Consider the following 20,084-nt stretch of genomic DNA (forward strand, 5'->3'; position numbering starts at 1 on the left):
GGAACCGATGCCGAACGACCAGACGCACGAATTCAAGGGCGTGGGCGTGATGCCCTTTGCCCGCCGCTATGACAACTTCATCGGTGGCGAATGGACGGCGCCCAAGTCGGGCCGCTACTTCACCAACACCACGCCCATCACCGGGGCCGAGATCGGCGAGATCGCCCGGTCCAATGCCGATGACATCGAGGCTGCGCTGGACGCGGCGCACAAGGCCAAGGGAGCCTGGGGCCGCACCTCGACCACCGATCGGTCCAACGCGCTGCTGAAGATCGCCGACCGGATGGAGGCGAACCTGGAGCTGCTGGCCACCGCCGAGACCTGGGACAACGGCAAGCCCATCCGCGAGACGATGGCCGCCGACCTGCCGCTGGCCATCGACCATTTCCGCTACTTCGCGGGCGTCCTGCGCGCGCAGGAGGGCGGCATCAGCGAGATCGACAACGACACGATCGCGTATCACTTCCACGAGCCCCTGGGCGTGGTGGGTCAGATCATCCCGTGGAACTTTCCGCTGCTGATGGCCTGCTGGAAGCTGGCGCCTGCGCTGGCCGCCGGCAACTGCGTGGTGCTGAAACCCGCGGAACAGACCCCGGCCACGATCATGGTCTTTGCCGAGCTGATCGCAGACATCCTGCCGCCGGGCGTCCTGAACATCGTCAACGGTTTCGGCCTGGAGGCGGGCAAGCCGCTGGCGTCGAACCCGCGCATCTCCAAGATCGCCTTCACCGGCGAGACGACCACCGGCCGCCTGATCATGCAGTACGCGTCCGAGAACCTGATCCCGGTCACGCTGGAACTGGGTGGCAAGTCGCCCAACATCTTCATGGAGGATGTCTGCCGCGAGGACGACGACTTCTTCGACAAGGCGATCGAGGGTTTCGTGATGTTCGCGCTGAACCAGGGCGAGGTCTGCACCTGCCCGTCGCGTGCCCTGATCCACGAGCGGATCTATGACCAGTTCATGGAAAAGGCGCTGAAGCGCGTCGAGGCCATCGTGCAGGGCGACCCGCGCGACAGCGCGACGATGATCGGCGCGCAGGCCTCGAGCGAGCAGAAGGAGAAGATCCTCTCCTACTTCGACATCGGTCGCAAGGAAGGCGCCGAGGTGCTGATCGGCGGCGAGGCCGCGGATCACGGCGGAGAGCTGTCGGGCGGCTTCTACATCAAGCCGACGGTCTTCAAGGGCCACAACAAGATGCGGGTCTTCCAGGAGGAGATCTTTGGCCCGGTCGTGTCCGTGACCACCTTCAAGGACCAGGACGAGGCGCTGTCGATCGCCAATGACACGCTGTACGGTCTGGGCGCGGGCCTGTGGTCGCGGGATGCGAACACCTGCTACCGCTTCGGTCGCGCGATCCAGGCGGGCCGGGTCTGGACCAACTGCTATCACGCCTATCCGGCCCACGCGGCCTTCGGCGGCTACAAGCAGTCGGGCATCGGGCGTGAAAACCACCGCATGATGCTGGACCACTATCAGCAGACCAAGAACATGCTGGTCAGCTACAGCCCCAAGAAGCTGGGCTTCTTCTGACGCGATGCGGGCGGCCTTCGGGTCGCCCGCAACCCGCACCGATCCCGCGGCGTTGGGCCAGACGCCACCTGCGGAGCGCGCCATGCCCAAGGACAGCATCATCGACCCCGAGGACGCCGCGATCAGCGCGGGCCTGACCTATGTGAACGACGACATGCCGGGCATCACGCGCCAGCGGTCGGGCAAGGGGTTTTCGTACAAGGGACCGGACGGGCGCACCATCACCGACAAGGCGGAACGCAAGCGGCTGGCATCGCTGGCCATTCCGCCCGCCTATGTCGACGTCTGGATCTGTCCCGATCCGCGCGGCCACATCCAGGCGACCGGACGCGACGCCAAGGGCCGCAAGCAGTACCGCTATCACCCCGAATTCCGCGAGCTGCGCGACAGCAGCAAGTATGACCGCATGCTGGATTTCGCGCGCGGCCTGCCGCAGCTGCGCGCGCAGGTCGATGCCGACATGTCGCGCCGCGGCCTGCCGGTGGAGAAGGTTCTGGCGACCATCGTGTTCCTGCTGGAGAACACCATGATCCGCGTGGGCAACACCCGCTATGCGCGCGAGAACAAGTCGCACGGGCTGACCACGCTGCGGATGCGGCATGTCACGCTGGACGGCAATCAGGTCCGCTTCAAGTTCAAGGGCAAGTCAGGCAAGGAATGGAACCTGGGCCTGCGCGACCGCCGCGTTGCCCGCATCATCCGTGCCGTGCAGGAGATCCCGGGCCAGCATCTGTTCCAGTATGTCGATGACGACGGCACCCGCCGCCAGGTCACCTCGACCGAGGTGAACGACTATCTGCGCCAGATCACCGGGCGGCAGGTCACCGCCAAGGATTTCCGAACCTGGACCGGCACGGTCCTGGCCGCATTGGCATTGGCCGAATACGAGAAGGCCGACAGCGAGGCAGCCGCCAAGCGCAACGTGCGCGACGCCATTGAATCGGTTGCCGCGCGGCTTGGCAACACGCCCACCATCTGCCGCCAGTGCTATGTGCACCCCCAGATCATCGACGCCTATCTGGCCGACGAGTTGCGGCTGGAGCTGGCCGACACGATCGACGACACCCTGACCCAGACCGACCTGCGCCCCGAAGAGACGCAGGTCCTGCGGTTCCTCAAGAAGAGGCTGAAGACATGAGCACCGTCACCGCCACCCCCGCCGCGCTGGAACTGATCGCCGAGATCGTGGCCGATCACGGCCCGGTCCTGTTCCACCAGTCAGGCGGCTGCTGCGACGGGTCGTCGCCGATGTGCTATCCCCAAGGCGATTTCCGCGTGGGCGAACGCGACGTGCAGCTGGGAGAGATCGGCGGCGCGCCCTTCTACATCTCGGCCAGCCAGGCCGAGGCCTGGGCCCATACCGACCTGATCATCGACGTGGTGCCGGGGCGGGGCGGCATGTTCAGTCTGGACAACGGTCGCGAGAAGCGGTTCCTGACCCGGTCAGAGATGTGCAGCATCTAGCGCCAAGCAGCGTTGTGACCAAGGCCGCGCTGCGCTAGACACGGGCGACACCTGCGAAAGGCTTGCCCCATGACCCACAGCGTCTTCATCGATGGCGAGGCCGGCACCACCGGCCTGCAGATCCGCGACCGCCTGCTGGGACGCGACGACATCCGCCTGGTCCAACTGGACCCCGCGATGCGCAAGGACCCGCAGGCCCGCGCCGACTGCTTTGCGCAGGCCGATGTCGCGATCCTGTGCCTGCCGGATGCCGCCGCACGCGAGGCCGTGGCCCTGACGGCCGACATTGACGTGCGCCTGATCGACGCCTCGACCGCGCACCGGATCGATCCGGACTGGGTCTTCGGCTTTCCCGAACTGGCCCCCGAAATGCGCGAGCGCATCGCCGCCGCGCGGCTGGTCAGCAATCCGGGCTGCTATTCGACCGGCGCGATCGCCATCGTGGCCCCGCTGGTCGCTGCCGGCCTGGTCGACGAGACCGAGGCGCTGTCGATCAACGCCGTCAGCGGCTATACCGGCGGCGGCAAGGCAATGGTCGCGGATTTCGAGGCGGGCACTGCGCCCGTGCATTTCATCTATGGCCTGGATCAGCGCCACAAACACATCCCCGAGATCATGACCCATGGCGGCCTGCTGCTGCAGCCGGTCTTCGCGCCTTCGGTCGGGAATTTTGCCCAGGGCATGGCGGTTCAGCTGCCGCTGCAGCTGGATGACGACCGCAGCGTCGCGGCCCTGCACCAGGCGCTGGCGGATCATTACGCGAACGAGGCCTTCGTGCAGGTCGTGCCCGCCGACCAGATCGGGGCCCGCATCGACCCGACCGCGCTGAACGGCAGTAACGTGCTGCGCATCAGTGTGCATGGCGACGATGAGACCGGATGCGCCACGATCGTCGCGGTGCTGGACAACCTGGGCAAGGGCGCATCGGGCGCCGCGGTCCAGAACATGAACATCATGCTGGGCCTGCCCGAGGGCACCAGCCTCTGACGCCCCACGCCATCCTTGCGGAAACGTTAACGACGTTGCGCGATAGGTTTTGACGCCGGTCGTGCGACGTCGTTAATGAATGCCATTCTGTCCCCGCACATGAACGGGACAGAGTCGTTTTTCATGGTTTTTTTGCAAGGGGTTAACGATGGCGCGCGTACAAGCGTATTCCGGTTTCGACATCACGAATTTTGATCTCAGCGTATTGTATTACGATGCATTCAATGTCGAATTCTTTGACAATCTTTATTTCAATTATGACGGACAGCAGTTTGAGGACGTCTTGCTGGTCGATTATTACAGCGGCGGTTACGATTTTGCGACGATCTTCGGCGGCAGCGGTTTTCGTCAGACTGGTGAGGACATCACGGGTGGAACCGTCACTCTGATCGCCGGGGCCGCCGATATTGGCGGATATTACTACGATCAATGGCAGATCGATCAGCTGAGGGTGCCCTTGGCGGATATCTACAATGCCTCCCTGACATTCTCGCGTGTCGATGATCAGCGGATCATCGAACGGATGTTATCGGGCAACGACGTCTTCACCCTCAGCTTCGAGGACGACCGCGCTTTCGGGATGGCAGGCGACGACACGCTGTACGGCAATGGCGGCAACGACATCCTTGGCGGCGGGATCGGCCATGACGCGCTTTATGGCGGCGCCGGCCTGGACCGGGTGCTGATGGATGCGGGCAATGACGTGATCGACGGCGGTTCAGGCGTTGACACGGTCGTGCTGCAGGGCGCCACGGGCGGCCGCATCGATCTGGCGCTGACCGGGCGGCAGGACACCCGCCATGGCCTGGACATCATCCGCGGGGTCGAGAATGCCGAAGGCGGCGCCGGCCATGACGTGCTGCTGGGCAACGCGCAGGGCAACCTGATGCGTGGCAACGCGGGCAATGATCGGCTGGAAGGGCGCGCAGGCAACGACACGCTGGAGGGCGGGTTCGGCAATGACCGTCTGCATGGCGGGCAGGGGGCGGATCGGCTGGCGGGCGGAGCGGGCAACGACACCCTGATCGGCGGACAGGGGGCGGATCTGCTGACCGGGGGCGTCGGTGCGGATACGTTTGTCTTCGGGTCAATGGCCGACAGCCAGGGCGCCCAGACCGACCTGATCCTTGATTTCCGGCGCGGCAGCGATCGGATCGACCTGTCCGGCATTGATGCGGACTGGCGGACCCCCGGAAACCAGGCGTTCCACATGACCGACAGCTTCGAGCCCGGGCAGGGTGCACAATTGATGGTGCAGTATGTCCCGCAGACCAACGTGACGCGTGTGATGATGGATGCGAACGGAGATGGCCGCGTGGACGGGATGATCCGCCTGTCAGGCCAGCTGTCGCTGACCGAGGCGGATTTCATTCTGTAGATGGATGATCCGGATATGGTGGAGCCGAGGGGAATCGAACCCCTGACCTCGTCATTGCGAACGACGCGCTCTACCAACTGAGCTACGACCCCAACGCTGTTTTGATCGCGTGGGCGGCGCGGTTTGTCAAGTGGGCCGCGCCGCCCTGTTCATCACTCGGGCAGGGTGAAGGCGATCAGCTGATCGGCTACCTGCGGCTTGATGATGGAATTGCCACCGACGGTAAAGACCACGTATTGCTGGCCATCATAATCATAGACCGCGGGGATCGACACGGCCGGGGCGTCAACCTGGGCCTTCCACAACACGTCGCCGGTGGCGGCGTCCAGCGCGCGCACCCGGGCGTCCATCGACGCGCCGATGAAGATCAGCCCGGACGCCGTCACGACCGGCCCGCCGATGGTGGGCGAACCCCAGCTTTCCGGCATGTAGAAGCCCCATTGCTGCGTCTGTCCGAAGGGACGCTCCCACAGCGTTTCACCCGATTTCAGGTCGATGGCGGACATCAGACCATAGGGCGGCTTCCAGCAGGGCATGCCGATCGGGTTCAGGAAGTTGGTCAGGCTGAAACCGTAGGGCGTGCCGGTCATCGGGAACAGGCCGCCCTCGGCCTCGCTGCCGCCGCTGGTCATGGTGTCGTAATCCTCGCGCTCGATCAGTTGATAGATCTGCGCCACGCGAGAGCTGTTGATATAAAGGATGCCGCTTTCCGGATCGACCGCGCCGCCGCCCCACTGAAAGCCGCCCGCGGTGGCCGGATAGGCCAGCGTCCCTTCCAGGCTGGGCGGGGTGTAACGGCCTTCATAACGCAGCTCGTCGAACTTGCGCGAGCAATAGCCGAAGGACGCGATGTCGGCCAAGCTGAACACGCCGCCCCAGTCATCGCCGATGGGCGATTTCGGCAGGGTCGGAATGGGCTGCGTCGGCGACGAGACCTCTCCCTCGACATCCGTCGGGGGGACGGGGGTGTCTTCGATCGGAAAGATCGGCTCTCCGGTCAGGCGGTTCAGAACGAAGGCATAGCCCATCTTGGTCGGCTGGACCAAGGCGGGGGTGCTGCCCCCCTCGCCGGGGATATCCACAAGGGTTGGTGCCGCTACGGTATCGTAATCCCAGATGTCGTGGTTCACCAACTGGCGCGACCACACGACCTCTCCGGTGTCGCCATTCACCGCGGTGACCGAGGTCGCCAGGGGGATCGGGTCGGTGCGCGTCCCGCCATAGAAATCCGCGCTGGGGCTGGAGACGGGCAGGAAGGCCAGACCGTTCTCCTCGTCGACCGACATGGCGGTCCAGACGTTCGAGGTGCCGGTCACGCCGTCGTAATCCTCGGGGATCGAATGGAAGGTCCAGTCCAGTTCGCCGGTGCGCGCGTCGACGGCAAAGACCGACCCCAGGGGGTTCGCTGCGTCGTGCCAGTCCTTGCCCGCCCAACCCAGCAACAGCTTGTCGCGAAAGACGGTGGGCGGCTGCAGCTGCGACAGCGGAAAGTTTGCGTCGGGCTTGTTCCACTGGTTCACGTCCAGGATCCCGCCCTCGCCGAAATCGGCGCACAGTTCCCCGGTATCGGCATCCACCGCATGCAGTTCGGCGTCCATCGTGCCGATATAGACCCGCCGGGCGCAGGGTCCGTCGCCCTCTCCCTCCCAATAGGTCACGCCGCGGTTCTTCAGTTCGGGCTGGGACAGGGGCTCCAGCGTGGTGTCGTCGGGCTCATACGTCCAGGCGATCTCTCCGGTGTCGGGATGAACGGCCAGGATGCGATAGAAGGGCGTGCCGACGTACAGCAGGTCGTTGGCCAGAATCGGCGTCGCAGACCAGACCGTGCCCGGAATGTCGCCCGACCCGTCGGAGACATCCCCGGTGTGAATCTCCCAAGCCATCTCAAGATCGCCGACGTTCTCGGGGGTGATCTGGGTGGAGGCGCTGTATTTCTGGGCCATGCCGTTGCCGTGGAAACCGGTCCATTCGGTCTGTTGCGCATGGGCGGCGGGGGCCAGCAGGATCAGGGTGGGAAGGATGCGGATCATGGCTTTTACCTCGCGACCAGGATGAAGATCAGCCACAGGGCCAGCGTCAGCGCGATGGCCAGCATCAGCCAGCCCTGCATCAGGAACCACGCGCAGATCAGCGTCAGCAGCCCCCCGATCAGGATCATCACCGCGACGAAGGTGCGGAACCGGCCCGGCGACAGACGCCCGACCAGCAGCGCAGCCACGGTCAGCGCGACCATGCCAAGGATGGCCAGCCCGGCGCCGGCAGTTCCGGTGATGCCCGATCCGCGCTGGAAGAAGGCCAGGATGGCCAAGATCAGGCCGATCACGGCAGGGACCGCCATCAGATTGGCGACCAGCTCCTCTCGGGCGCGGTGGGCGGGGGGCAGGGTGTCGGGCATCGGGACCTCTGGCATGGGGTCTGACCGGCGCGATCACGGGGCCGTGTCAGATCGTGACATGCAAGGGCAATGCCCGGGGCGGGGCAGGGTTCCCCCCAAGGCCCGGATTTCGGGCCTTGGGGGCTGGCATCGCCTATTCGGCAGCCTCGGCATAGGCTTCCAGCGGCGGGCAGGTGCAGATCAGGTTGCGGTCGCCGTGGGCGTTGTCTACGCGCCCGACCGGCGGCCAGTACTTGTCCACGCGGAACGCACCTGCCGGGAAACAGCCCTGTTCGCGAGAATAGGGGCGGTCCCAATCGCGGACCAGATCCTCGACCGTATGCGGCGCGTGGCGCAGCGGGCTCTGATCCGCGGCAATGCGACCCTCGGCCACGTCGGTGATCTCGTCGCGGATCGCCAGCAGAGCGGTGATGAAACGGTCGATCTCGGCCTTGGTCTCGCTCTCGGTCGGCTCGACCATCAGGGTGCCGCTGACCGGCCAGCTCATCGTGGGGGCGTGAAAGCCGTTGTCGATCAGGCGCTTGGCGATGTCGTCCACGGTCACGCCATGTTCGGCAAAGGGCCGCGTGTCGATGATGCATTCATGCGCCACCCGGCCGCGATTGCCCATGAACAGGATCGGATAGGCCCCGGCCAGCCGCGCCGCGATATAGTTCGCGTTCAGGATCGCCACGCGGGTAGCCTGGGTCAGGCCTTCGCCGCCCATCATCATGCAATAGGCCCAGCTGATCAGCAGGATCGACGCCGACCCATAGGGCGCCGCGCTGACCGCGCCTTCGCCGCCCTGCGGATCGCCTGGCAGGAAGGGCGCCAGATGCGACTTGACCCCGATCGGCCCCATGCCGGGACCGCCGCCGCCATGCGGGATGGCAAAGGTCTTGTGCAGGTTCAGGTGGCTGACATCGCCGCCGATCTCTCCGGGCTTCACCAGACCGACCAGCGCGTTCATGTTCGCGCCATCGATATAGACCTGCCCGCCATGGTCATGCGTGATTTCGCAGACCTGCCGCACGGTGTCCTCGAAGACGCCATGGGTCGAGGGATAGGTGATCATCACCGCCGCCAGCCGGTCGCCCGCCTTGGCCGCCTTGTCGGCGAAATCCACTAGGTCGATGTCGCCGTTCGGGGCCGATTTCACCACCACGACCTGCATCCCGCACATCTGCGCCGATGCCGGGTTCGTGCCATGCGCGGACACCGGGATCAGGCAGATGTCACGCTCCTCGCCCCGCGCCTTGTGATAGGCCTGGATGGTCAGCAGACCGGCATATTCCCCCTGCGCGCCGCTGTTCGGCTGCATGGAGAAGGCGTCGTAACCGGTGATCACGCACAGCTTCTGGGTCAGGTCCGCGATCGCCTCATGATACCCCGCCGCCTGATCGGCAGGCGCAAAGGGATGCAGCGCACCGAATTCCGGCCAGGTGATCGGCATCATCTCGGCCGCGGCGTTCAGCTTCATGGTGCAGCTGCCAAGCGGGATCATCGCCCGGTCCAGCGCCAGGTCCCGGTCCGACAGGCGGCGCATATAGCGCATCATTTCGGACTCGGCGCGGTTCATGTGGAAGACCGGATGGGTCAGGTACTCGCTCTCGCGCAGCAGCGCCTCGGGGATCGCGGGTGCGGTCGCCGCCGGTGCCACATCGGTGATCCCGAACGCGTCCAGCAGGCGAATGATCACGCCCGCATCGGTCGTCTCGTCCACGCTGATGCCCACGCGGTCGCGGCCGACCTTGCGCAGGTTGATGCCGCGGTGCCGTGCGGCGGCCATGATGCCCTGCTGGCCCACGCCCACCTTGACGGTGATCGTGTCAAAGAACGCCTCCGGCGCGACCTCGGCCCCCGCAGCACGCAGGGCATCGGCCACCGTGACCGCGTGCAGATGCACCCGCTGCGCGATGGCACGCAGGCCCACCGGCCCGTGGAACACCGCATAGAATCCCGCCATCACCGCCAGCAGCGCCTGCGCGGTGCAGACGTTGCTGGTGGCCTTCTCGCGGCGAATATGCTGCTCGCGCGTCTGCAGCGACAGGCGCAGCGCCTGGTTGCCGGAACTGTCGATGCTGACGCCGACGATGCGCCCCGGCATCGCCCGCTTCAGCGCGTCGCGGCAGGACATGAAGGCCGCATGCGGCCCGCCATAGCCCATCGGCACGCCAAAGCGCTGCGACGATCCAACGGCGATGTCGGCGCCCATCGCGCCCGGCTCCTTCAGAACGCACAGCGCCAGAAGGTCGGTCGCGACAATCGCCAGCGCGCCCGCGGCATGCAGCGCCTCGATCTCGGGGGTCAGGTCGCGGACATGGCCATATGTGCCGGGATACTGGAACACCGCCGCGAAGACCTGATCCGCCACCAGATCATCGACCGAGCCCTTGATGACGCGGATGCCCAAAGGCGCGGCCCGCGTCTCGATCACGGCGATGGTCTGCGGGTGCAGGTCATGGGCCACGAAGAACGCATCCGCCTTCGACTTCGACTGCCGCCGCGCCATGGCCATCGCCTCGGCCGCCGCCGTCGCCTCGTCCAGCAGGGACGCGTTCGCGACCGGCAACCCGGTCAGATCCGCGACCATGGTCTGGAAGTTCAGCAGCGCCTCCAGCCGCCCCTGCGCGATCTCGGGCTGATAGGGGGTATAGGCCGTGTACCAGGCCGGGTTCTCCAGGATGTTGCGCTGGATCGCGGGGGGCGTGACGGTGCCGTAATAACCTTGGCCGATCAGGCTGGTCATCACCCGGTTCTTGTCCGCCACCTCACGCATGCGTGCCAGCAGCCCGGCCTCGGACAGCGCCGGCCAGTCCAGCGCATCCGACTGGCGGATCGCCGCGGGCACGGTCTGTTCGATCAGTTGGTCCACGCTGTCGGCCCCGACCGCCTTCAGCATCTCGGCCATCTCGACCGGGGACGGGCCGATATGCCGGCGGTTCGCGAAATCGTCGGGGTTGTAGTCGGTGGGCGTCCAGCGGCTCATCCTGGCCTCCTTGCCGGGCACGCGCGGCGGCGGCCCTTCTTCTTTGTTCAAATACCCTGGGGGTCCGGGGGTGAAACCCCCGGCCGGCGGTCGATCTTCAGTCGACCAGCGCCTTGTAGGCGGCCTCGTCCATGAACCCGTCCAACGCACCGGCATCCGTGGGCTTAATCCGGAAGAACCAGGCGGCCATCGGATCGCCGTTCACGTCGCCGGGGCTGTCCGACAGCGCCTCGTTAACCGCGGTGATCGTGCCCGCCACCGGGGCCGTGATGTCGGACGCGGCCTTGACGCTCTCGATCACCACGATCTCGTCGCCGGCGCTGACCTCGCGCCCCTCCTCGGGCAGCTCGATAAACACCACGTCGCCCAGCTGTTCGCTGGCATGCTTGGTGATGCCCACGACGATCTCGTCGCCCTCGGCGCGCAGCCATTCGTGGTCTTCGGTGTATTTCAGCATGATCAGGTCCTTCAGCGTTTATAGGATGGGGTGACGAAGGGCAGGGCGCAGACCGTCAGGGGCACGCGCTTGCCGCGCAGCTCCGCCTGGATCGTGGCACCCTCGGGGATGTCGGCGGGAATGCGGGCCATGGCGATCGGGCCGCCCACAGACGGCCCGAAGCCGCCCGAACCGACCGTCCCGATGGGCGTCCCGTCATCGGCGAACAGCGCGACTCCCTCGCGGATCGGTGCGCGGCCCTCGGGGCGCAGCCCGCGGCGGGTGACGGCGGGCGATCCCAGTTCGGCCAGCACCGCGTCGGCGCCGGGAAACCCGCCCGCCCGCGCACCACCCGCGCGACGCACCTTGGGGATCGACCAGCCAAGCGCCGCCTGCGCGGGCGTCACGCCCCCGTCCATGTCATGACCGTAAAGCGGCATCCCCGCCTCCAGCCGCAGGCTGTCGCGCGCCCCCAGACCGATGGGCGCCACCTCGGGCTCTGCCAGCAGCGCCCGCGCGAAATCCTCCAGCCGGGCCTCGGGCACTGAGATCTCGAATCCATCCTCTCCGGTATAGCCCGACCGCGACACCCAAAGCGTCGCCCCATCCCAGTCCAGCGCGGTGCTGTCCATGAACCGCATCGCCGCGACCCCCGGCACCAGCCGGGCCAGCGCCGCCTCCGCCTGCGGCCCCTGCAGCGCCACCAGCCCGCGATCCGTCACCGGCGTCACCGTCACGCCCGCCAGACCGCGCAGATGCGCGATGTCCTGTTCCGCACAGGCCGCATTCACGACCAGCAGGTAATGATCGCCCCGGTTGGCGAACATCAGGTCGTCCAGGACCCCGCCCGCATCGCTGGTGAACAGGCCGTAACGCTGCCGCCCGGGCGCCAGGCCCGCGACATCTGCGGGGATCAGCGTCTCCAGCGCCGCGGCGGCGGTGGCCATGTCGCCATCATCAGGGGTGACCAGCACCTGTCCCATGTGGCTGACGTCGAACAGCCCGGCCCGCGCGCGGGTGTGCAGATGTTCGGCCATCACCCCCATCGGGTACTGCACGGGCATGTCCCAGCCCGCAAAGGGCACCATGCGGGCACCCTGTTCGACATGAAGGTCGTAAAGACCGGTCCGGCGGCTCGTCTCGGCCATCTGGCCTCCTGCGTGTCTGCCGGGCAGCCGGCATCGGTTGGACGGGGAATGCCCCCGTGCGTCGATGCCCCCTCTGTCCGTGCCGGTGCCCCTGTCGGGACTTGGGCGCCTGAGATCGTTATCCCTTCGGCGGGCCTCTCGGCCACTCTCCAGAGTTCTTGGGGAAGACGGTCCTTTTGCCTGAGAGCTTGCCGGGGCGGCTTCTCCTTCGGCCCCGGCGCAGCGCCGGTGTCTCCCGAATTCCTGCCCTCGGTGCTAGCCGCCCCCTTGCGGCAAGGCAAGACCTTTGTCGCAGCCGTGCGTCAAAGCGGCGCTTTCCGCCCAAGGGCCGGGCAGACGTTGACAGGCCCCGCCCCCATGCGCATCGTCGCGGCTTGCCCCCGGACAGGTCGCCCATGCCGCCCAAGTTCTTCCAGATCGGCTTCAACAAATGCGGCACGACCTTCATCGCGCGCCTGTTCGACCTGAACCGCATCCCGGCTGCACACTGGCTGGAAGGCGCGCTGGCCGATGACATCGCTTATGCCAGGCTGACCGGTGCCCGGCCGCTGGCGCGATGGGCGGACAGCGTCACGGCCTTCACCGACATGGAATCGGTGCGCTTCCTGAACATGCCGGTGATCGAGGGATTCCGCGACTTCGCCCTGCTGGACCGTCACTATCCCGGTTCGGTCTTCCTGCTGAACACCCGCCGGGTCGAGGACTGGATCGCCAGTCGCTATCTGCACCGGGGCGGCGCCTATGCCCGCAGCATCGCGGCCAATCTGGGCGTTTCCCTGGGCGATCTGGGTGACATCTGGGCGCAGGACTGGGCCGACCACCTGTCCGCCGTGCGGGCGCATTTCGCGGGCCGTCCCACCTTCATCGACATCGACATCGACCAGGCCGCCCCCGAGGATTACCGCCGCGCCCTGTCGCCCTGGTACGACCTGCCGCATCTGCCCGCCCTGCCGGGCGCGGGGGTGCGCCAAGCCCGGCGTACCAACCTGCCGCGGGTGCTGGCGATGATGCAGACGGCGGGTCCCGGCGCGGACATCGACCCCGACCGTCGCGCCCGGCTGGCGGCGCGCCTGGCCCGGCTGGCCGCGCCCGCTCGCCTGCGGCAAAAGGGTACGGTCGACCGCCCGCCCCATGCGCAGGCGCTGTGCCTGGACATGGATCACGGCCGCCTGCGCACGGCCGACGGGGCCGAACTGCCGCTGCATCGCGGGCCGGACGGGCGGTTCTACCTGGCCGCACAGCGCCCCGGCCTGCTGCGCGCGGCGGCGGTGGCCAATGACATCGCCGCGTTGACAGATCGGGGGCGGTACTGGCTGGACATGCGCCCCGCGACCTTCGCGGGCAGTGGACCGGACGATCCCGCCGACGGACCGCTGATCGCCAGTCTGCGCCGCACGGGGGCGCGCAACGTGTTCCTGTGGCCCGCGCCCTGGCTGCATCGCATCGGCAATGACGGCTTTCCAGGCGCACCCGCGGGCGATGACCCCGCATGGCAGGACCGCGCCGACGTGGCGGGGTGGCGCGGAACGTTGTCCAACCATCACGACCGCCTGACGGCCGAGGGCGCGATCACCGCCCTGCTGACCAGCGCACCGGGGTCCGACGCCTTCGCACAGGCGGTCGATGCCTTGCCGCGGATGTCGCGCTGGCGGTTCCTGACCGACCATGCAGGACGCGACGGCGTCGATCTTGCGCTGATCCCCGATGCGCGTGTCGCGCGGGCGCTGGACCGCGCCGGGCTGCGCCCGCCTGCGCCGCAGGCGCCGCCCCGGCCGCCGCGCCACGCCCTGTGCCTGTCCGGCTCCGAGGGGGATGCCGACCTCCTGCCCCTGGCCGACAGCCATGCGGTGGTGATCCGCCAAGGTGACGGCTGGGAAAGCTTTGCGGGGCGGCTGTTCCGGCCCTGGGTTCACGTCATTCCGATGGCGCAGGACGGGTCCGACCTGCCCGACCGGCTGGCCTGGGCCCGCGCAAACCCGGACGCCTGCCGGCAGATGTCGCGCAATGCGCGCAGGCTGTGCCATGCCCTGGCCGATCCTGCCGGGCGCAGGCTGCATCTGGCACAGGTGCTGGCCGATTACCGCCGCGCCACGGGCCAGGACTAGCGGCGCGGAAAGACGAAGACCCGGTCGCGGCGCAGCATCAGCCACATCGGCGTCCCGGCAGGCGGCAGGAACACCCCCGGCACCGTCGCGTTCAGCGCGATGCCGCCCGCATCGGTCGCGAACTCGACCAGCGATTCGCGACCCAGATAGCGGGCCCGCGTGACCCGCGCCAGCGCGGCGCTGCCGTTTTCGGCGGTGGGGGCGGGGCCCTGTCCGGCGCGGTCGAAATCCATCTTCAGGTGCTGGGGCCGGATGACGATGTCGACCTCTGCCCCCTCGGGCAGGCCGGGGGTCAGGAACTGGCCGAAGGGCGTGTCGGTCAGCGCGCCCTGCACCCGTCCCGTCAGCACGTTGATGTCGCTGAAGAACCCCGCCGCCAGCCGATCCACCGGCGCGTTGTAGAGGTTGTAGGGCGCGCCCTGCTGCACGATCCGGCCCCCCCGCATCAGCAGGATCTGGTCGGCCATCCGCATCGCCTCGTGCGGCTCGTGGGTGACCAGCAGGACGGCGGTGCCCTCATCCTTCAGCAGGGCCAGCGTCTCGTCGCGGATGCCGTCGCGCAGGCGCTCGTCCAGGCCGCTGAACGGCTCGTCCATCAACAGGACGCGCGGCCGCGGGGCCAGGGCGCGCGCCAGGGCCACGCGCTGCTGCTCTCCGCCGGACAGCTCATGCGGATAGCTGTCGATATGGGCGGTCATGCGTACGCGGTCCAGCAGCTCGGCCACGCGGTCGCGGTTGGCCTTCCAGCCGCCGGCCAGGCCGAATGCCACGTTCTCGCGCACGGGCAGATGCGGGAACAGCGCGAAGTCCTGGAACATCAGCCCGATCGCGCGGCGTTCGGGCGGGATGCGGAACTGGGTGTCGCAGACAAGCTGGCCGTCGACGAAGATCCGCCCCCGGTCCTGCATGTCGACGCCCGCCACGATGCGCAGCGTGGTCGATTTGCCGCAGCCCGACGGGCCCAGCAGACAGGCCACCTGGCCCGCCTCGACCTGGAAGCTGACATCGTCCACCACCGCCTGGCCGTCGAATCGGCGGGTCAGTCCCTGAACTTCCAGGCGGGGGGGCACGGTCACGGGCGATCCTTGGCGTTTTGGTCGGGGTTGCGTATCAGGCGCGCCCCCGCCTCGCAACAGGGCCTCAGACCGTGACGTTCAACGCGCCGCCGTCCAGCAGCACGTTCTGCCCGACGATGAACCGCGCCTGCTGGCTGCACAGGAACGCGCAGGTCGCGCCGAAATCGGCGGCCGTGCCATAGGTGCCGGTGGGGATGGTCGCCTGCCGCTGTGCGCGGGCCTGATCGACGGTGATGCCCTGCGCGGACGCCACGCCGCCATCCAGGCTGTCGGCGCGGTCGGTCGCGTGGATGCCGGGCAGCAGGTTGTTCACGCAGACGCCCTTGCCGGCGACCTGGCGCGACATGCCGGCCACGAACCCGGTCAGTCCGGTGCGCGCCGTGTTGGACAGCCCCAGAACCGAGATCGGCGACCGCACCGATGCCGAGGTGATGTTCACGACCCGGCCCCATCCGCGATCCATCATGCCCGGCACCAGCGCCTGCATCAGGGCGATGGCCGACAGCATGTTGGCGTCGATGGCACGGATGAAATCGTCGCGTGTCCAGTCCTGCCAGTCGCCCGGCGGAGGGCCGCCCGCATTGGTGACCAGGATGTCGGCATGGCCCACGGCGGCCAGCACGCGGGCGCGGCCCTCCTCGGTCGTGATGTCGGCGGCGACCGGGGTGACCTCGACGCCATGCCGTTCGGCGATCTCGCGGGCGGTCCGGGTGATCTCGGCCTCGGTGCGGGCGTTGATGACCAGGTTCACGCCGGCCTCGGCCAGCGCCTCGGCGCAGCCGCGCCCCAACCCCTTGGACGCCGCACAGACCAGCGCCCGTTTGCCCTTGATCCCCAGATCCATCGTGTTCTCCCTCTGCGTTCGACGCGCAGGAAACGCGGGCGGGGCGGCATTGTCAAACGCGATGACGGCGGCGATGCGCGGCGGGGCGCAGCCCCGCGGCAAGGAAGGGGCCTCGACGGCCCCGCCCTTGCCCCATGCTCTCTCCGCGATGGCCTCGCGGATCGCGCGCATGTTCGCGCCATAGACGTCGGGCCGGTCCACCGACCCGCCCTTGAAGACCGCCGATCCCGCGACCAGCACGTCGGCCCCGGCCTGCGCCACCAGCGGCGCCGTCGCCGGGTCCACCCCGCCGTCCACCTGGATATGGATCGGCCGATCGCCGATCATCCCGCGCAGGCGGGCGATCTTGTCGACCTGGCTGTGGATGAACTTCTGCCCGCCGAAACCGGGGTTCACCGTCATCACCAGCACCATGTCGCACAGGTCCAGCAGGTATTCGACCGCCTCGACCGGGGTGCCGGGGTTCAGCGCGATCCCGGCCCTTTTGCCCGTCGCGCGGATCGCCTGCAGGGTGCGGTGCGGATGCGGCCCGGCCTCGACATGGGCGGTGATCATGTCGGCCCCCGCCTCGGCATAGGCCTCGATATAGGCGTCGACCGGGGCGATCATCAGATGCACGTCCATGACCGTCTTCACATGCGGGCGGAACGCCTTGACCGCCGGGGGGCCGAAGGTCAGGTTCGGCACGAAATGCCCGTCCATCACGTCGACATGGACCCAGTCGGCGCCCTGCGCCTCGATGGCGCGGATCTCAGCCCCGAAATTGGCGAAATCGGCGGACAGGATCGATGGGGCAATCTTGATCGTGCGGTCGAAATCCATGGCGCTCTCCAGTCTGTTCGGGCGGGGTTCACTCCGCTGCGGCCTGCCTGCTGGCGCGGTCCACGTCAAGACCGCCGTCGAAGACGCGGCTGGCGCGGATGTCCGGCGCGCTCAGCGTGGACAGGGCGGCGGCGTCCAGCGGCCCCTGCGCCTCGGTGAACAGACGGTTCGCCTGCCGCAGCCGGGCGCGGTCCAGCGCGTTCCGGATCGACCGGGCGTTCGCGAAATGCGGCTGCCCGCGCCGCGCGGCGATGTACTGGCCCATCGCGGTGCGGGCCGCGTCGTCCAGGCGGTAATTCTGTCGCGCCAGCATGCCTTCGCAGATGTGCAGCAGCTCGTCGTCGCTGTAGTCGGGAAACTCGATGTGGTGGGCGATCCGCGACCGGAACCCGGGGTTCGAGGCAAAGAACCGGTCCATCCGGTCGCCATAGCCCGCCAGGATCACCACCAGGTCGTCGCGGTTGTTCTCCATCACCTGCAGCAGGATCTCGATCGCCTCCTGCCCATAGTCGCGCTCGTTCTCAGCCCGATAGAGATAATATGCCTCGTCAATGAACAGCACGCCCCCCATCGCCTTCTTCAGGACCTCCTTGGTCTTGGGCGCGGTATGGCCGATGTACTGGCCCACCAGGTCGTCGCGCGTGACGGTCACCAGGTGCCCCTTGCGGACATAGCCCAGCCTATGCAGCAGCGTGGCCATCTTCAGCGCAACGGTCGTCTTGCCGGTGCCGGGATTGCCGGTGAAGCTCATGTGCAGCGTCGGCGTCTCGGTCGCCAGGCCAAGCCGCCGTCGCGCCCGGTCGACCAGCAGCAGGGCCGCCGTCTCGCGGATGCGCGCCTTGACGGGGGCCAGGCCCACCAGCTCCTGGTCCAGCTCGGCCAGGACCTCGGCCACGCCGCTGTCGGCAAAGTCCCGGGCAAGGTCGACATGGGTCGGGACATCTTCGGTCATCATGCACCTCTTTCGTGGAATGCGTCCGGGCGATGGGAGGACACCGCCCGGACCTGGCCCTGCGGAGGAGCAACCTCTCAGGGATAGCGTGCGCCCTCGGGCTCGCGCATGGCATAGCTCTCGATGCTGTATCGGACCGTCCGGCCCTCGCCCTCCTGGCGCACCAGCCGAAAGCCTGGTTCCACCGCCGGTCGGTTCACGATCATCGCCATGCGGATCGATTCCCATCCGGGCGAGGCATCGAAGGCGATGACGCGGATATAGACGCCGCCATGCACCTTGCGGCATTCGTTGACCTCGAACACCACCGCAGCGGCGTCGGGATTGTCGAACATCGGGTGGCCCCACATCTCCCAATAGGTGTTCCGGGGATGCGGATCGTCGGTGTATTCGACCGACACCGCCCAGCCCCTGTCGATGGCGTACTGGGCCTGCACGCGGATGTCGTCATCCGACAGGTCGGGCAGAAAGCTGAACTGGCCTTGCGTCATCTTCATGGCTCTGGCTCCTCAGTGGGACACTTCGGGGGTGGGCGCGAAATCGGGCGCATCGGTCGAGGCATAGTCGAAGCTGACGTCCTTCCAGACATCCAGGGCCTGCTTCAGCGGCGTGCAGGTGCGGGCGGCGTCGCGCAGGATGTCCTCGCCCTCGTTCCAGATGTCGCGGCCCGAATTGCGCGCGAACACCATCGCCTCCAGCGCGACGCGGTTGGCCTGTGCGCCGGCGGCGATCCCGTGGGGATGGCCGATCGTGCCGCCGCCGAACTGCAGCACGACATCCTCGCCCAGGTAATGCAGCAGCTGGTGCATCTGGCCGGCATGGATGCCGCCCGACGCCACCGGCATCATCTTGTTCAGGCTGGCCCAGTCCTGGTCGAAGAAGATCCCGTTCTCCAGCGCCATGGGATTCCGCTCCTCGCGGAAGATGTCGTAATATCCCCTGGTGGTCGCCGGATCGCCCTCCAGCTTGCCCACGACGGTGCCTGCGTGCAGGTGGTCGACGCCGGCCAGGCGCATCCATTTCGCGATCACGCGAAAGCTGACGCCGTGGCTGCGCTGGCGGGTATAGGTCGAATGCCCGGCCCGGTGCAGGTGCAGGATCATGTCGTTGTCGCGCGCCCATTTGGCCATCGACTGGATCGCGGTGTACCCGATCACCAGGTCGATCATCACGATCACCGACCCAAGCGATTTCGCGAACTCGGCCCGCGCGTACATCTCCTCCATCGTGCCGGCGGTGACGTTCAGGTACGTCCCCTTGACCTCTCCGGTCGCGGCACTGGCGCGGTTCACCGCCTCCATGCAGTACAGGAACCGGTCGCGCCAATGCATGAAGGGCTGGCTGTTGATGTTCTCGTCATCCTTTGTGAAATCAAGACCACCCTTCAGCGCCTCATAGACGACGCGGCCATAGTTCCGGCCCGACAGGCCCAGCTTGGGCTTGACCGTGGCACCCAGCAGCGGGCGGCCATAGCAGTTCAGGCGCTCGCGCTCGACCACGATGCCGGTGGCGGGACCTTGGAACGTCTTCACATAGGCCACGGGCAGGCGCATGTCCTCCAGCCGCAGGGCCTTGAGCGGCTTGAAGCCGAAGACGTTGCCGATGATCGACGCGGTCAAGTTGGCGATGCTGCCCCCCTCGAACAGGTCAAGGTCATAGGCGATATAGGCAAAGAACTCTCCGGGGCCGTTGGGGACGGGGTCCACGCGATAGGCCTTGGCGCGGTACTTGTCGCAGGCGGTCAGCCGGTCGGTCCAGACCACGGTCCAGGTTGCGGTGCTGCTTTCGCCCGCCACCGCCGCCGCGGCCTCGACCGCGTCCACCCCGTCCTGCGGCGTGATGCGGAACAGCGCGATGATGTCGGTGTCCTTGGGGGTATAGTCCGGCTCCCAGTATCCCATCTGCGCGTATTTCAGCACCCCGGCAGAGTACCGCTTTTTCGCGTCCAACTTGGCTGGCATCTCATTCATGGTCA

At 67.4% G+C, this 20,084-nt stretch carries 16 protein-coding genes, 1 tRNA gene, 1 pseudogene and 1 riboswitch; of the genes and pseudogenes, 6 read left to right on the top strand and 12 right to left on the bottom strand.

The features are described 5' to 3' along the window. The first annotated feature begins 7 nt into the window (after window positions 1–7). The 5 genes from adh to TW83_RS08465 all read left to right on the top strand — a co-directional run bounded on the left by adh (window position 8) and on the right by TW83_RS08465 (window position 5,363). Window positions 8–1,534, top strand: a complete 1,527-nt coding sequence (gene adh / locus TW83_RS08445; protein ID WP_045982320.1) for an aldehyde dehydrogenase — start codon at window positions 8–10, stop codon at window positions 1,532–1,534. An 82-nt stretch (window positions 1,535–1,616) separates the two neighbouring features. Beyond that, window positions 1,617–2,672, top strand: coding sequence for a DNA topoisomerase IB (locus TW83_RS08450; RefSeq protein ID WP_045982351.1), 1,056 nt, complete (start codon window positions 1,617–1,619; stop codon window positions 2,670–2,672). Further along, window positions 2,669–2,998 (top strand): DUF779 domain-containing protein, encoded by a 330-nt coding sequence (locus TW83_RS08455; protein WP_045982321.1) that lies wholly within the window; start codon window positions 2,669–2,671, stop codon window positions 2,996–2,998. Before TW83_RS08450 ends, TW83_RS08455 begins: the two co-directional genes overlap by 4 nt. 69 nt (window positions 2,999–3,067) lie before the next feature. Then, entirely contained in the window at window positions 3,068–3,985 is a 918-nt protein-coding gene (gene argC / locus TW83_RS08460; RefSeq protein ID WP_045982322.1) for an N-acetyl-gamma-glutamyl-phosphate reductase, read from the top strand. A gap of 148 nt (window positions 3,986–4,133) precedes the next feature. After that, window positions 4,134–5,363 carry a calcium-binding protein gene (locus TW83_RS08465; protein ID WP_045982323.1) on the top strand — a complete coding sequence of 410 codons (1,230 nt, stop codon included), beginning with the start codon at window positions 4,134–4,136 and terminating at the stop codon, window positions 5,361–5,363. A 16-nt stretch (window positions 5,364–5,379) separates the two neighbouring features. Here TW83_RS08465 and TW83_RS08470 read toward each other — a convergent pair. The 6 genes from TW83_RS08470 to gcvT form a co-directional block, all read right to left on the bottom strand. Beyond that, window positions 5,380–5,455: transfer RNA gene (locus TW83_RS08470), tRNA-Ala, on the bottom strand. A gap of 60 nt (window positions 5,456–5,515) precedes the next feature. Further along, the gene (locus TW83_RS08475) at window positions 5,516–7,393 is read right to left on the bottom strand and encodes a pyrroloquinoline quinone-dependent dehydrogenase (protein ID WP_045982324.1); all 1,878 of its coding nucleotides are present in this window, start codon (window positions 7,391–7,393) and stop codon (window positions 5,516–5,518) included. 5 nt (window positions 7,394–7,398) lie between these two features. Then, entirely contained in the window at window positions 7,399–7,758 is a 360-nt protein-coding gene (locus TW83_RS08480; RefSeq protein WP_045982325.1) for a hypothetical protein, read from the bottom strand. A 133-nt stretch (window positions 7,759–7,891) separates the two neighbouring features. After that, window positions 7,892–10,726: an aminomethyl-transferring glycine dehydrogenase gene (gene gcvP / locus TW83_RS08485; protein WP_045982326.1), complete on the bottom strand. Its 2,835-nt coding sequence runs from the start codon at window positions 10,724–10,726 to the stop codon at window positions 7,892–7,894. A gap of 97 nt (window positions 10,727–10,823) precedes the next feature. After that, on the bottom strand, window positions 10,824–11,183 hold the full coding sequence (gcvH, locus tag TW83_RS08490; protein ID WP_084693814.1) for a glycine cleavage system protein GcvH: 360 nt from the start codon (window positions 11,181–11,183) through the stop codon (window positions 10,824–10,826). 11 nt (window positions 11,184–11,194) lie between these two features. After that, window positions 11,195–12,310: a glycine cleavage system aminomethyltransferase GcvT gene (gcvT, locus tag TW83_RS08495; protein ID WP_045982327.1), complete on the bottom strand. Its 1,116-nt coding sequence runs from the start codon at window positions 12,308–12,310 to the stop codon at window positions 11,195–11,197. Window positions 12,311–12,468: 158 nt separating this feature from the next. Beyond that, a riboswitch (glycine riboswitch) is annotated at window positions 12,469–12,558 on the bottom strand. A 147-nt stretch (window positions 12,559–12,705) separates the two neighbouring features. On the opposite strand from gcvT, the gene TW83_RS08500 reads away from it, so the two are divergent. Continuing rightward, entirely contained in the window at window positions 12,706–14,415 is a 1,710-nt protein-coding gene (locus tag TW83_RS08500) for a hypothetical protein (RefSeq protein WP_045982328.1), read from the top strand. Here the strand turns inward: TW83_RS08500 and TW83_RS08505 are convergent. From TW83_RS08505 to TW83_RS08530, 6 genes and pseudogenes are all read right to left on the bottom strand, one after another. Continuing rightward, entirely contained in the window at window positions 14,412–15,491 is a 1,080-nt protein-coding gene (locus tag TW83_RS08505) for an ABC transporter ATP-binding protein (RefSeq protein WP_045982329.1), read from the bottom strand. The two genes, TW83_RS08500 and TW83_RS08505, sit on opposite strands and share 4 nt — an antisense overlap. 64 nt (window positions 15,492–15,555) lie before the next feature. Continuing rightward, a complete protein-coding gene (locus tag TW83_RS08510) occupies window positions 15,556–16,335 on the bottom strand; it encodes an SDR family oxidoreductase (protein ID WP_045982353.1) in 780 nt (259 codons plus the stop codon). A 141-nt stretch (window positions 16,336–16,476) separates the two neighbouring features. Further along, window positions 16,477–17,157, bottom strand: a pseudogene (gene rpe / locus TW83_RS08515) (ribulose-phosphate 3-epimerase); the annotation flags it as partial. 28 nt (window positions 17,158–17,185) lie between these two features. Further along, window positions 17,186–18,109, bottom strand: coding sequence for a CbbX protein (gene cbbX / locus TW83_RS08520; RefSeq protein ID WP_045982355.1), 924 nt, complete (start codon window positions 18,107–18,109; stop codon window positions 17,186–17,188). A 77-nt stretch (window positions 18,110–18,186) separates the two neighbouring features. Then, window positions 18,187–18,606 (bottom strand): ribulose bisphosphate carboxylase small subunit, encoded by a 420-nt coding sequence (locus TW83_RS08525; protein ID WP_045982330.1) that lies wholly within the window; start codon window positions 18,604–18,606, stop codon window positions 18,187–18,189. Between the two features lie 12 nt (window positions 18,607–18,618). Further along, window positions 18,619–20,079, bottom strand: a complete 1,461-nt coding sequence (locus TW83_RS08530) for a form I ribulose bisphosphate carboxylase large subunit (RefSeq protein WP_045982331.1) — start codon at window positions 20,077–20,079, stop codon at window positions 18,619–18,621. Window positions 20,080–20,084 lie beyond the last annotated feature (5 nt).

This window comes from Paracoccus sp. S4493, assembly GCF_000967735.1.
In the GTDB taxonomy this organism is placed as follows: domain Bacteria; phylum Pseudomonadota; class Alphaproteobacteria; order Rhodobacterales; family Rhodobacteraceae; genus Paracoccus; species Paracoccus marcusii.

Coding starts and splice junctions, on each gene's coding strand:
- adh (WP_045982320.1), top strand. CDS start 8: ATGCCGAACGACCAGACGCACGAATTCAAGGGCGTGGGCGTGATGCCC.
- TW83_RS08450 (WP_045982351.1), top strand. CDS start 1,617: ATGCCCAAGGACAGCATCATCGACCCCGAGGACGCCGCGATCAGCGCG.
- TW83_RS08455 (WP_045982321.1), top strand. CDS start 2,669: ATGAGCACCGTCACCGCCACCCCCGCCGCGCTGGAACTGATCGCCGAG.
- argC (WP_045982322.1), top strand. CDS start 3,068: ATGACCCACAGCGTCTTCATCGATGGCGAGGCCGGCACCACCGGCCTG.
- TW83_RS08465 (WP_045982323.1), top strand. CDS start 4,134: ATGGCGCGCGTACAAGCGTATTCCGGTTTCGACATCACGAATTTTGAT.
- TW83_RS08475 (WP_045982324.1), bottom strand. CDS start 7,393: ATGATCCGCATCCTTCCCACCCTGATCCTGCTGGCCCCCGCCGCCCAT.
- TW83_RS08480 (WP_045982325.1), bottom strand. CDS start 7,758: ATGCCCGACACCCTGCCCCCCGCCCACCGCGCCCGAGAGGAGCTGGTC.
- gcvP (WP_045982326.1), bottom strand. CDS start 10,726: ATGAGCCGCTGGACGCCCACCGACTACAACCCCGACGATTTCGCGAAC.
- gcvH (WP_084693814.1), bottom strand. CDS start 11,183: ATGCTGAAATACACCGAAGACCACGAATGGCTGCGCGCCGAGGGCGAC.
- gcvT (WP_045982327.1), bottom strand. CDS start 12,310: ATGGCCGAGACGAGCCGCCGGACCGGTCTTTACGACCTTCATGTCGAA.
- TW83_RS08500 (WP_045982328.1), top strand. CDS start 12,706: ATGCCGCCCAAGTTCTTCCAGATCGGCTTCAACAAATGCGGCACGACC.
- TW83_RS08510 (WP_045982353.1), bottom strand. CDS start 16,335: ATGGATCTGGGGATCAAGGGCAAACGGGCGCTGGTCTGTGCGGCGTCC.
- cbbX (WP_045982355.1), bottom strand. CDS start 18,109: ATGACCGAAGATGTCCCGACCCATGTCGACCTTGCCCGGGACTTTGCC.
- TW83_RS08525 (WP_045982330.1), bottom strand. CDS start 18,606: ATGAAGATGACGCAAGGCCAGTTCAGCTTTCTGCCCGACCTGTCGGAT.
- TW83_RS08530 (WP_045982331.1), bottom strand. CDS start 20,079: ATGAATGAGATGCCAGCCAAGTTGGACGCGAAAAAGCGGTACTCTGCC.